The organism is Paractinoplanes atraurantiacus (assembly GCF_900215205.1).
GTDB lineage: Bacteria > Actinomycetota > Actinomycetes > Mycobacteriales > Micromonosporaceae > Actinoplanes > Actinoplanes atraurantiacus.
The window spans coordinates 306,786-319,128 of record NZ_OBDY01000001.1; the positions used below are offsets into that span (position 1 = coordinate 306,786).

The window sequence follows — 12,343 nt, forward strand, 5'->3', positions numbered from 1 at the left end:
CTCCGGCCCGGACGCCTCGGGCTCGGCCGTCTCCGGCCCGGACGCCTCGGGCTCGGCCGTCTCCGGTTCGGCCGCCGCCGGCTCGGCTTCCGGGGACCTCGCCTTGGCCCAGCAGCAGGCTCCCGCCTGGCCGGCGGTGGTCGCCGCCATCCACTCGGCGATCGGCCGGCTGTGCGAGCAGTACCCCGGCCGCCTGCGCGCTCTGGGCGTCTCGGTGCCCGGCACGGTCTCCCGCGACCTTCGCCTCGACGCCACCAACGTCGGCTGGCACGACGTCGACCTGACCGCCCTCTGGCCACCCACCGCCGACCCGAAGCCCGTCTTCGTGGCCGGCAACGACGCCAGCCTGGCCGCCGCCGCCGAGTCGGCCCGAGGCGCCGCCAGCGGCGCCCGCGTGGCCCTGCACCTGCTCATAGCCGGCGGCCTGGGCGGCGCCGTGGTCGACCAGGGCCGCCTGCTGAACGGCGCTTCCGGCTTCTCCGGCGAGTTCGGCCACATGCCCTTCGGCGACCCCGCGATCCCTTGCCCATGCGGCGCCCACGGCTGCTGGGGCACCGCCGTCGACGGCACCGCCCTGGCCCGCCACCTGGGCCACCGCCCCCCACGAGACCCGGTCACCTACGCCCGCCGCATCATCGCCTCAGCGGTAGCAGCCTCCCCGGCAGCGGTCGCCTCAGGGGCGCCGGGGGATTTTCCTGCCGCTCCCATCGCAGCCGATGCCCCTGTGTTCGTCACCGGGCCAGCCGATGTGCCCACTGCCGATGCCCGCGCTGGCACTCCCGCGTCCGTCGATGCCGGGTCCGGGGCTCCCGTGTCTGGCGATGCTCGGTCCGGGACTCCGGCGTCCGTTGATGTCGGCGCCGGCGCTCGCGTGGTCGTCGGCGCCGCGGCCGAGTTGGGTGCCGTTCGGCTGGTGGCCGCTGCTCTCGGGCGCGGGATAGCCGGGCTGGTCAACGCCCTCGACGCCGACCTCGTCACTCTTGGTGGGGTGGGCGCCGATCTCCTGTCGGCGGCCGAGGATGAGATCCAGGCTTCCTACCGTGCGGGCCTGATGGCTATCCGCCGCGGCAGCCCGCCGCCGATCCTTCCGGCCGCCCTGGGGGCGGACGGCCCGATCGCCGGGGCCGCCGAAGAAGCCTGGTCGAGCCTCATCCCGCACCTCGCGTGAGGTGCCGAAGCCGGCGACGGTGGCGGCGGGGCAGGCGCTGGAAGTGACTAGCTGGGGGCGCAGTAGCCGGCGACGGGGCTGAGCCACTCGGTGAACTGGGCCTCGATCGTGCTGTTGAGGTCCTTCATGCTCTTGATCTTGGTGATGTATTTACGGTCGGTGACGCTGGCGTCGACCTTGGCGGCCGAGGTCTGGCCGGCGGCCATGAACTCGGGGTCCTCGGCGGTCGCCGTGTCGGTGCGGATCTTCGTGGCGACGGCCTTCAGTTTGGCGGTGGCGGCGTTCTCGGCCTTCTTGGCCTCGGCGGCCTGCTTCGCCTCCTTGTAGGTGATCATCTTGCCCAGGGCGGCGCCGAAGTCCTTGAGCTCGGCCGAGTACAGCTTCTGCAGGTTTCCGCAGACCAGCTGGGTGTTCGCCGAGTAGTCGGGCTCCGGGGTGGCGCTCGGAGTGGCGCTCGTCGCGGGGGCGGCGGCCGCGTCGGAGCTTTTCGCGTCGCTGTCGCAGGCGGCGCCGGTCAGCAGGGTGCCGACGGCGATCACGGCCAGGAGGGCGCGTCGCATGAGAGGGGATCCTGTTCGTCCGGGGGCGTAGGCCCCGCCGACGTTACGTTCCGCTCGGCGCATCGTCCAACCGACAGTGATCACCGAGATACCCGGACCGTACGAACAGCCCGCCCGCGCTTGCCGCCGCGGACGGGCTGTCGGCCCCCCGTCGAGCCGACGCCGCCGCATCGGGCTGGGGCGATGGGTTACATCCCCGATGCGACGGCGAACCCCAGGTTGCCGAACGTCGCTGTTGTTTCGCTGTCGTTCCGCTCTCGCCGCTCGACTAAGCTCGATGTCTCGACCGGAGGGCTGGGAGAACCGGAGGGCTGGGAGAACGGGCATGCGGTACCGCATTCTCGGGCCACTGTCCGTCACCGTGGATGGACACGACGTCACCGTTACGGCGGGCCGTGATCGCATCGTGCTGGCCATGCTGTTGCTTCACCCTGGCCGGGTGCTCGGTGTCGGCGTGCTGGCCGAGGCGGTGTGGGGCGCCGATCCGCCGGCCACGGCCCGCGGCCAGCTCCAGACGTGTGTCTCCCGCCTGCGCCGCATCCTGCCGCCGGGGGCGATCCGCACCGACCCGGCCGGCTACCGGATCGACGCCGGGCCGGACGATCTCGACGTGGCCGCCTTCGACCGTCTGGTCGCCGGGGCGCGGTCGGCCGATGATCCGGGTGCCGCGCGCCGGGCGTACACCCAAGCGCTTGATCTTTGGCGTGGACCCTCGCTCGCCGAGACCGAGAGCGAGGCCGTCCGCGGGGCCGGCGTGATGCTCGACGAGCGCTGCCTGGCCGCGACCGAGGAATGGGCCGAGCTCGAGCTCGGCGCCGGCAACGGGCCGGAGATGGCCGTCGTCCTGGCCGGGCTGGTCGAGCGCTATCCGCTGCGGGAAAGGCTGCGCGGGCAACTGATGACCGCGCTCTACCGGTCCGGGCGGCAGGCCGACGCCCTGGCCGAGTTCCGCCGGGCTCGTCAGGTGCTGCGCGACGATCTCGGCATCGAGCCGGGCGCCGAGCTTCAGCGGCTGCACCAGGCGATCCTGGCCGGTGAGGTGCCGGCGGCGGAGAAGGTGGCCGAGGAGAAGGTCCGGTGCCTGCCCCGGACGGTCGGTGACTTCACCGGGCGCGAGGCGACCGTGCGCCGCCTGGTGACCGCGATCGAGGCCGCGGACGACAGCCGGCCGGTGGTCGCGGTGATCGACGGCATGGCCGGCAGCGGCAAGACGACGCTCGCCCTGCACGTGGCCGCCCTGCTCGGCGAGCGCTATCCGGACGCGCATCTCTTCGTCGACCTGCACGGGCACAGCGCCGAACGGCCGCTCGAACCGGCCGCGGCGCTGCTCGTGCTGCTGCGCCAGCTCGGGGTCGCCGCCGAGCGGATCCCGCCCGAACTCGTCGACCGGGTCGGCATGTGGCGCACCGAGCTGGCCCGGCGACGGGTGCTGGTGCTGTTCGACAACGCCGCCTCCAGCGCTCAGCTGTCCGACCTGCTGCCGACCGCGCCCGGCAGCCTGGCCCTGGTCACCGGCCGGCGGCGCCTGATCGGGCTGGACGGCGTGCACCCCGAGTCGCTGGCCGTCCTCCCGCACGCCGAGGCGGTCGCGCTGCTGGCCCGGATCGTCGGCGACCGGGTGGACGCGGAACCGGAGGCGGCGGCCGAGGTGGCCCGGCGCTGCGGTGGCCTGCCCCTGGCTGTCCGGCTCGCCGGCTCGCGGCTGGCCCACCGGCCGCGCTGGCGGGTCGCCGACCTGGTCCGCCGGCTCGGCGAGTCGGCGCTGCCCGAGCTGGCCGCCGAGGACCGGTCGGTGGCCAGCGCCTTCGCGGTGTCGTACAGCCAGCTGCCCGATCCTGTCCAACGGGTCTTCCGGCTGCTCGGGCTCTGCCCCGGCACCGAGTTCGACGCGCTCGCCGCGGCCGCCCTGAGCGGCCTGGAGCTGGACCGCGCGCGCGACGTCCTCGACGACCTGGTCGACGTCAACCTGGTCGACGAGCCCGAGCCCGGCGTCTACCGGATGCACGACCTGCTGCGGGAGTTCGCGGCGGTGCTCGCGGCCGAGATCGCGCCCGCCGAGCGCGCCGAGGCGCTGCGCGGGGTGCTCGACCAGCAGCTCCAGGCGGTGGCGGCGACGAACCTGTCGGTCTATCGGGAGGTGCTGGAACGCGACATCGGCGCGCTCACTCCGCTGCGGCCCGACCTGCTCGAGGCGGTGGGTGACCCGCGGGACCGGATCGAGCGGGAACGGACACACCTGGGCGCGTACGTGGAGGCCGCGGCCGCCGTGCCCGAGCTGGCCGGCTACGCCTGGCGGCTGCCGCGGGCGGCCTGGCGGCACCTCTACCACCGGGCCTATCTCGACGACGTGCACAGCCTGCACGAGCAAGCCCTGGCGGTGCTCGAACGCGACGGCGACCGGGCCGCCACCGCGACCATGCTCAACTATCTGGCCTCGGTGCACTGCCGCCGGTCCCGCAACGACGAGGCGGTCCCGCTGCTCCAGCGGTGCATCGAGATCTGCCGGGAGCTGGGCGACCGGGACGGGCTCGGCCGCGCCATGGCCAATCTGGCCATGGTGCACCACGAGTCGGGGCGGTGGGCCGAGAGCATCGAGGTCGCGCTCGGCGTGCGCCGGCTAGGCCGGGCCCGGCACAACCACAACGAGCTCAACGCGCTGGCCAACGGCTATCAGCGGATCGGCGACGAGCGGGAGGCGCTGCGCTACCACCGGCTGCGCCTGATGGCGCAATGGGAGATCCGCGACCTCGCCCGGATCGGCGACAGCCTGGTCAACATCGCCGTCCTCAAGCACCGGCTGGGCCTGGTCGACGTGGCCGCGGCCATCCGGCAGATGCGCGTGTCCCGGCGGCTGATCCAGCGGGCCGGCTATCCGCACGGCCAGGCCGAGACGGAGCACGAGCTGGCCCTGCTGCTGGCCGCGGACGGGCAGCTGACCGAGGCGGTCGCCGGCCACTGGCGGGCCATCGAGTTCGCCGAGCAGGCGCACAACCGCGAGCAGGAGTCCCGCTTCTGCCACGGCCTGGGCCGGACCTATCGGCTGAGCGGCGACGACGTGGCCGCCCGGGCCATGTTCGAACGATCGCTGCGGCTCGGCCGGCAGGCCCGGATGCCTTATCGGATCGCCCTGGCCCAGGCCGCGCTCGGCGACTGCCTGACCGCGGGCGACCCGGACGAGGCCCGGCGGCTGCTCGGCCTGGCCCGCGCCGGGCTGGCCGCCCTGGGCGCGCCCGAGCTGCGCGACGTCGAGAAGCTGCTCGCCCAAGTCGGTGGCGAGGATCATCTGCGTAGCGGCTCCGGTGGAGAGACGATAAGGGCGTGACGACTACAGACGAGAGCGGTTACCGGGTCGAGAAGGACACGATGGGCGAGGTCCGGGTGCCGGCCGCGGCCCTGTGGCGGGCGCAGACGCAGCGGGCGGTGGAAAACTTCCCCCTCTCCGGGCGCGGGCTGGAGCCGGCCCACATCAAGGCGCTGGCCCAGATCAAGGGCGCGGCGGCGCAGGTGAACGCGTCGCTCGGCGTGCTCGACGACGACCTGGCCAAGGCGATCGCGACGGCCGCGGCCCACGTGGCCGAGGGCGGATACGACGACCAGTTCCCGATCGACGTCTTCCAGACCGGGTCGGGCACCTCGTCGAACATGAACGCCAACGAGGTCATCGCCACCCTCGCCTCGCGGGAGCTGGGCCGCCCCGTACACCCGAATGACCACGTCAATGCCTCGCAGTCGAGCAACGACGTCTTCCCGTCCTCGATCCACCTGGCCGCCACCGAGGCCGTGACCTCGACCCTGATCCCGGCCCTGGAGCACCTGCACACCGCGCTGCGGGCCAAGGCCGAGGACTGGGACGACGTGGTCAAGAGCGGCCGCACGCATCTCATGGACGCCACGCCGGTCACCCTCGGACAGGAGTTCTCGGGGTACGCCCGGCAGGTCGCCAACGGCATCGAGCGGCTCCGCTCGACCCTGCCGCGGCTGGCCGAGCTGCCGCTCGGCGGCACCGCGGTCGGCACCGGCGTCAACACCCCGCCCGGTTTCGCCCCGAAGGTGATCGACCGGCTGCGCGAGGTCACCGGGCTGCCGCTGAGCGAGGCGCGCGACCACTTCGAGGCCCAGGGCGCGCGCGACGGCCTGGTCGAGGCGTCCGGCCAGCTCCGGACGATCGCGGTCGGGCTCTACAAGATCGTGAACGACATCCGCTGGATGGGCTCCGGGCCGCGGGCCGGCCTGCGCGAGCTGCGCCTGCCCGACCTCCAGCCGGGCTCGTCGATCATGCCGGGCAAGGTGAACCCGGTCGTTCCCGAGGCGGTCCGCCAGGTCGCGGCCCAGGTGATCGGCAACGACGCGACGGTCGCCTTCGCCGGCACGCAGGGCGACTTCGAGCTCAACGTGATGCTGCCGGTGATGGCCCGCAACATCCTCGAGTCGATCCGCCTGCTGGCCAACGCGTCCCGCCTGCTCGCCGACCGCTGCATCGACGGTCTGCAACCCAACGTCGAGATCGCTTTGGCGTACGCCGAGGGGTCGCCCTCGATCGTCACCCCGCTCAACCGCTACCTCGGCTACGACGAGGCGGCCGCGATCGCGAAGACCGCCCTCGCCACGAACCAGTCGATCCGCGACGTGGTGATCGAGCGCGGCCACCTCAAATCCGGCAAGTTGACCGAGAAGCAGCTCGACGAGGCGCTCGACGTGCTGAGGATGACCCGCCCCTAGGGCCTGTGGATAACGTGTGGAAAACCGCCCCGCCCGGTCCCTCGGGCGGGGCGGTTACCCGCTTGGCAGGGCCGGTACCCTTGTCAGGTGAGTTTGCGCTTGTATGACACCGCGACCCGATCCGTCCGGGATTTCGTCCCGCTGACGCCCGGTCAGGTCGGTATCTACCTGTGTGGTCTCACCGTGCAGTCAGTGCCGCACATCGGTCACCTCCGCTCGGCGGTGAACTACGACGTGCTGCGCCGCTGGCTGCTGCACACCAACTACGAGGTCACCTTCGTCCGCAACGTCACCGACGTCGACGACAAGATCCTCGACAAGGCGCACGCGCAGGGTCGCCCGTTCTGGTCGATCGCGTACGCCAACAAGCTCGTGCTCGACGCGAACTACCGCGACCTCAACGTGCTGCCGCCGACCTACGAGCCGCTGGCCACCGCGCACATCCCCGAGATGCACGAGCTCATCACCACGCTGATCGAGCGCGGCCGGGCCTACCCGGCGGCCGGCGGCAACGGCGACGTCTACTTCGACGTGCCGTCGTACGCGGAGTACGGCGCCCTCTCCGGCCAGAACCCGGACGACATGCGCCCGCCGTCCGACGGCGGCGAGCCCGACAAACGCGACTACCGCGACTTCGCCCTGTGGAAGGGCGTCAAGGCCGACGAGCCGGCCGACGCGTCGTGGCCGTCGCCGTGGGGCCGCGGCCGCCCGGGGTGGCACATCGAGTGCTCCGCGATGGCCCGGCGCTACCTCGGCGACGAGTTCGACATCCACGGCGGCGGCGTCGACCTGACGTTCCCCCACCACGAGAACGAGATCGCCCAGTCCCACTCGGCCGGCCTGCCGTTCGCGCGCTACTGGGTGCACCACGCGCTGCTCAACCTCGGCGAGGCCAAGATGAGCAAGTCGCTGGGCAACGTGATCGACCTCGACGCGGTGCGGGCCATGGGCATCCGCGAGGTCGAGGTGCGCTACTACCTCGCCACGCCGCACTACCGTTCGCGCATCGACTATTCCGATGACGCGCTGCGGGAGGCCGCGACGGCGTACCGCCGAATCGAAGGTTTTGTGCAGCGCGCCGCCGAGATCGTCGGGCCCGGCCGTCCGAAAGACGTGCCGCCGCCGTTCGCCGCCGCCATGAACGACGACCTCAACACGTCGGCCGCGCTGGCGATCGTGCACGACACCATCCGCGAGGGCAACACCGCCCTCACGGCCAACGACGAAGCCGGCATCCGCGGGGCGCTCACCGCCGTCCGCGCGATGCTGGGTGTGCTCGGCCTCGACCCGCTCGACGAGAAATGGACCGGTGGCGCCACGCAGAGCGACCTCAAGCCGGTCGTCGACGCGCTGGTCAAGCTCGCGCTGGAGCAGCGCGCGCAGGCACGGGCACGGAAGGACTGGGCGGCCGCCGACTCGGTGCGCGACCAGCTCAAGAACGCGGGAATTCAGGTGGAGGACACTCCGGCCGGGCCGCGATGGACGGTAGGAGAGCACTGATGCCGGGCAATTCACAGAACGCGAGCAAGCGGGCCACCTCCAAGAAGGGCGCGTCGATCGGCTCGGGCGGCAAGAACCGCTCGGGCCTCAAGGGCAAGGGCCGCACCCTGCCCGCCGACGAGCGTCCCTGGCACAAGGGCTACTCCGGCACCGAGAAACTGCCCGAGAAGACCGCCCGTAAGCAGGACAAGGAGCGCCGCGCGGCGGCCGCCGAGGGCCGCGCGCCCAAGGTCGGCGTCCCCGGCAGCAAAGACACCACGTGGGGTCGCGGCGGCGGCCGCGGCGTCCCGGCGCGGGGCCCGCAGCAGCGCGGCAAGTTCAACAGCCGCGGCGGCCCGCGGGTCGCCCCCGGCCGGCGCTCCAACCCGACCAAGGAAGGCCCCGAGCTGCTGCTCGGCCGCAACCCGGTGGTCGAGGCGCTGCGCGCCGCGGTGCCGGCCACGGCGCTCTACGTCGCGCAGGGCATCGACATCGACGAGCGGGTCACCGAGATCGTCCGCACGGCCGGTGACCGCGGCATCCCGATCCTCGAGATCGGCCGCAACGAGCTCGACCGGATGACCGGCGGTGTCCTCCACCAGGGCATCGGCCTGCAGGTGCCCCCGTTCGCGTACGAGGACTTCGACGACCTGATCGCCGCCGCCCTCGAGCAGCCCACCCCGCTGCTGGTCGCGCTCGACGGCATCACCGACCCGCGCAACCTCGGCGCGGTCATCCGCTCCGTGGCGGCCTTCGGCGGTCACGGCGTCTTCATGACCGAGCGCCGCGCCGCCGGCATCACCGCGACCGCGTGGCGCACCAGCGCCGGCGCGGCCGCCCGCGTGCCGGTCTCCCAGGTGGTCAACCTGACCCGCGCGGTCAAGGCGGCGCAGAAAGCCGGCTTCACCGCCATCGGCCTCGACGCCGACGGCGAAACCGACCTCTACCAGCTCGAAGCCGCCGTCGGCCCGCTGCTCGTGGTCGTCGGCTCCGAGGGCCGCGGCCTGTCCCGCCTCGTCGGCGAGACCTGCGACCTGCGCGTCAGCATCCCGATGGCCTCCGACGTCGAGTCGCTGAACGCCAGCGTCGCCGCCGCGGTCACCCTGGCCGAGGTCACCCGCCGCCGCACCCACGGTCAGTAATAGGCCCGCAGCACGCCACCGTCGGACACATAGAGCCACCCGCCCGCGATCACGGGCGGGTGGTCGCGGTCGGCCGGGATCTCCTTTTTCAGGGGTACGCCTGTCGCGGCGCTCGCCACGACGAGGCCGTCATCGGTCGGCGTGTAGAGCAACCCACCGGCGCGCGACGTGCGGCCGGCGGCGCTCGGCGTGTGCACGGAGTAGAGCTTGCGGCCGGTCCGGGCGTCCAGGGCGGTGGCGCTGCGGTACTGGCTGAAAAAGACGTGCGTGGTGTCGGTGGTGACGTCGCTGACCTGGAGCTTCGTCGACCAGATCGCCTTGCCGGTGGCGGCGTCGACGGCGGTCAGGCCCGCCGAACTGCCCACGTAGAAACGGGTGCCGGCCGGGTCGGTGCCGCCGGCGTACCAGTTGTTTGTGGTCTCCCAGAGGGTCTTGCCGGTCCTCGTCTCCACCGCGGCGGCGCCGCCGTCCGCCTTGCGCAACAACAGGCGGCCGTTGGCTGAGACGAGGCCGTCGCCGCGGTCACCCAGGCGCAGCCAGCGTTGCTCGCCGTCGTCGACGCCGAAAGCGATGGTCGAGGCCAGGCCGTTCTGGTTGCTGTCGAGAACGATGGTGCCCCGGTCGATCCGCATGTCGTAGCTGAACTTCTCGAGGCCCTTCGACCACAGCCGCTTGCCGCGGGCCGGGTCGAAGGCGGTCAAATGACTCTCGAAGGCGGCGGGGACGCGGCATTCGGAGGACAGCATGAGCAGCTTGCCGTCGGCCAGGGCCAGGCGGGAGACGGTGGTTTGCGGAAGGTCGACGTGCCAGCGGCGCTTGCCGGTCGCGGGGTCGTAGGCGCCGATGCCGCCGGGGTCGTTGGAGAAGAGGCTCCTGCCGTCGAGCACGGGACGTACGCCGGTGTCGCAGTTCGAGGTCCTGGTGGCGAGCTTCCAGCGCTGCTTGACGTGGGTGATGGTGGAGGCGTTGAGCCGGGTCTCGGCCGGGTTGTAGTAGGTGTTGCCGGGGCCGTAGCCGGATTGTGGCCAGCTTTGAGCGGGACTCGCCGCCGCCGGCGTAGGGACCATGACCAGGGCAGCTACCGCCGCATACAACTTGATCTTCACTTGTTGATCAACGAGGGGGAGACCCTGGGGCTCCGCCCCAGACCCCGGTCATCGCTGCTGGGATCAGGTTGGGGGCTTGGGGGATCCCGTTGCCACGCCGAGCGAGGCAATCACGATGTGTGGGGGTGCGCAACCAAAACCCGGTTGCGCACCCCCACACATCGCGATCAAACCCCACACGTCGTCGCAACGGGATCCCCCAAGCCGGGGCCCACTCTGGGGAAGGGGCACGGCGCGGCCTACCGCTTCCGTCACCGCAGCCGCCGCGCCGTCAGGTTCGGGTTCGGCAGGGCCAAACCGCTTCCTTCAACGCAACCACCGCGCTGTGGGGGTGGGGCGTGGGAGTCGGCACGCCCTACTGCCCCCTCACAGCAACCACCGCTTTGCGGGGTCTGAGGGCTCATTCCTTCAGCACAACAATCACGCTGTGGGGATGTGAGGCCGCGCGGCCGTGACCGCTTGCTTCACCGCGGCCGCGGGGCCGCGGGGTCGGCCCGGCCATGACCGTTGCGGCCGCCGGGCTGTGGGGCTGTGGGGTCGCGCGGCCGTGACCGCTTGCTTCACCGCGGCCGCCGGCCTGCGGGCGTGCGGGGCCAGCCCAGCCGTGACCGCTTGCTTCACCGCGGCCGCGGGGCTGTGGGGGTGTGGGGTCGGCCCGGGCGGACCGCTTGCTTCAGCGCGACCGCCGGGTGTGGGGCTGTGGGGTCGACACGGCCGTGACCGCTTCCCCCACCGCAACCACCGCACCGTGGGGGTCTGGGGGCTCGGCCCCCAGGTAGATACGCGAAGCGACCCGGTCTGCGCTCTCCGCAGACAGACTCCTGCTTCCGCTGAGCCCCCGGTCGGGATCGAACCGACGACCTCCCGTTTACAAGACGGGTGCTCTGGCCATCTGAGCTACAGGGGCGTGCGGGTGTCAGCATATCTGCTGTGGGCTTATGGGCTGCCCTTGGCATGACGTGTAAAAAGCTTTACGTTTACGGGGCTGTTTCCACTCGGATCGTCCGGCACGTTCCTGCCGGTGGAAAGGAAGTCGCTGCACCATGGCTACGGTTACCTATGACAAGGCCTCTCGTATCTACCCGGGGTCTGAGCGCCCCGCGGTGAACGAGCTGAACCTCGAGATCGGTGACGGGGAGTTCCTCGTTCTGGTCGGTCCTTCCGGTTGTGGCAAGTCCACCTCGCTGCGCATGCTGGCGGGGCTCGAGGATGTCGACCGGGGTCGCATTCTGATCGAGGGCAAGGACGTCACCAACCTTCCTCCGAAGTCGCGCGACATCGCGATGGTCTTCCAGAACTACGCTCTCTACCCGCACATGTCGGTGTACGAGAACATGGCCTTCGCTCTGAAGCTGCGCAAGACCTCGAAGGCGGAGATCGACCGCCGGGTCAAGGAGGCCGCGGCTCTGCTGCAGCTCGACGAGTACCTGTCGCGTAAGCCGAAGGCGCTTTCCGGTGGTCAGCGTCAGCGTGTCGCCATGGGCCGCGCGATCGTGCGTGAGCCGCAGGTGTTCCTCATGGACGAGCCGCTGTCGAACCTTGACGCGAAGCTGCGTGTCCAGACCCGTTCGCAGATTGCGACGCTGCAGGCCAAGCTGGGCGTCACCACCGTCTACGTGACGCACGACCAGGTCGAGGCCATGACGATGGGTCACCGTGTGGCCGTCATGCTCGACGGTGTGCTGCAGCAGGTGGACACCCCGCGTGCGCTGTACGACACCCCCGGCAACGTTTTCGTCGCCGGCTTCATGGGCTCGCCGGCCATGAACATCAAGACGGTTCCGCTGACCGAGGCGGGCGGCCACTTCGGTTCGCTGGCTGTGCCGCTGACCCGCGAGCAGGTCACGGCCGCGCAGAGCGGCGGCGGCAAGGTCACGATCGGTTTCCGTCCGGAGGCGGCCGACCTGGTGTCGGAGACCGAGGGTGGCTTCCCGATCGTCGTCGACCTGGTCGAGGACCTCGGCTCGGACGCGAACGTGTACGGCCACGCCGAGCTCGAGGGTGGCTCGGAGCGTTTCACGGTCCGCACCGACCGGCGCCACATGCCCAACATGGGTGAGACGGTTTACGTCAAGCCGCAGGCGAACGCTCTCCACGTGTTCAACGCGGAGACCGGCGTCCGTATCTGACGTTGTCTTAGCTGAAAGGCGGCCTCCCGATCGGGGGGCC

8 protein-coding genes and 1 tRNA gene are annotated in these 12,343 nt (G+C 71.6%); 6 read left to right on the forward strand and 3 right to left on the reverse strand.

Annotated features, from left to right (window positions below):
* Positions 1 to 1,168: ROK family protein (locus CRP55_RS01380; RefSeq protein WP_218853995.1), on the forward strand; the 1,168-nt coding region annotated here is incomplete at its 5' end.
* A 47-nt stretch (positions 1,169 to 1,215) separates the two neighbouring features.
* Here CRP55_RS01380 and CRP55_RS01385 read toward each other — a convergent pair.
* A complete protein-coding gene (locus CRP55_RS01385; RefSeq protein ID WP_097317605.1) occupies positions 1,216 to 1,728 on the reverse strand; it encodes a hypothetical protein in 513 nt (170 codons plus the stop codon).
* A gap of 325 nt (positions 1,729 to 2,053) precedes the next feature.
* Between CRP55_RS01385 and CRP55_RS01390 the strand changes: the two genes are divergently transcribed.
* From CRP55_RS01390 to rlmB, 4 genes are all read left to right on the forward strand, one after another.
* Complete coding sequence (locus tag CRP55_RS01390; protein ID WP_097317606.1) at positions 2,054 to 5,050, forward strand: AfsR/SARP family transcriptional regulator; 2,997 nt, start codon at positions 2,054 to 2,056, stop codon at positions 5,048 to 5,050.
* Between the two features lie 41 nt (positions 5,051 to 5,091).
* Positions 5,092 to 6,447, forward strand: coding sequence for a class II fumarate hydratase (locus CRP55_RS01395; RefSeq protein ID WP_438865756.1), 1,356 nt, complete (start codon positions 5,092 to 5,094; stop codon positions 6,445 to 6,447).
* Between the two features lie 87 nt (positions 6,448 to 6,534).
* Complete coding sequence (gene cysS / locus CRP55_RS01400) at positions 6,535 to 7,947, forward strand: cysteine--tRNA ligase (RefSeq protein WP_097317608.1); 1,413 nt, start codon at positions 6,535 to 6,537, stop codon at positions 7,945 to 7,947.
* Positions 7,947 to 9,068 carry a 23S rRNA (guanosine(2251)-2'-O)-methyltransferase RlmB gene (gene rlmB, locus CRP55_RS01405; RefSeq protein WP_097317609.1) on the forward strand — a complete coding sequence of 374 codons (1,122 nt, stop codon included), beginning with the start codon at positions 7,947 to 7,949 and terminating at the stop codon, positions 9,066 to 9,068. Before cysS ends, rlmB begins: the two co-directional genes overlap by 1 nt.
* Here the strand turns inward: rlmB and CRP55_RS01410 are convergent.
* Both CRP55_RS01410 and CRP55_RS01415 read right to left on the reverse strand, forming a co-directional pair.
* The gene (locus tag CRP55_RS01410) at positions 9,062 to 10,174 is read right to left on the reverse strand and encodes a PQQ-binding-like beta-propeller repeat protein (RefSeq protein WP_097317610.1); all 1,113 of its coding nucleotides are present in this window, start codon (positions 10,172 to 10,174) and stop codon (positions 9,062 to 9,064) included. The genes rlmB and CRP55_RS01410 overlap by 7 nt on opposite strands.
* Positions 10,175 to 11,007: 833 nt before the next feature.
* A tRNA-Thr gene (locus CRP55_RS01415) sits at positions 11,008 to 11,081 on the reverse strand.
* Between the two features lie 136 nt (positions 11,082 to 11,217).
* Here CRP55_RS01415 and CRP55_RS01420 point away from each other — a divergent pair.
* Positions 11,218 to 12,303: an ABC transporter ATP-binding protein gene (locus CRP55_RS01420; RefSeq protein ID WP_097317611.1), complete on the forward strand. Its 1,086-nt coding sequence runs from the start codon at positions 11,218 to 11,220 to the stop codon at positions 12,301 to 12,303.
* The last annotated feature ends 40 nt before the right edge of the window (positions 12,304 to 12,343 follow it).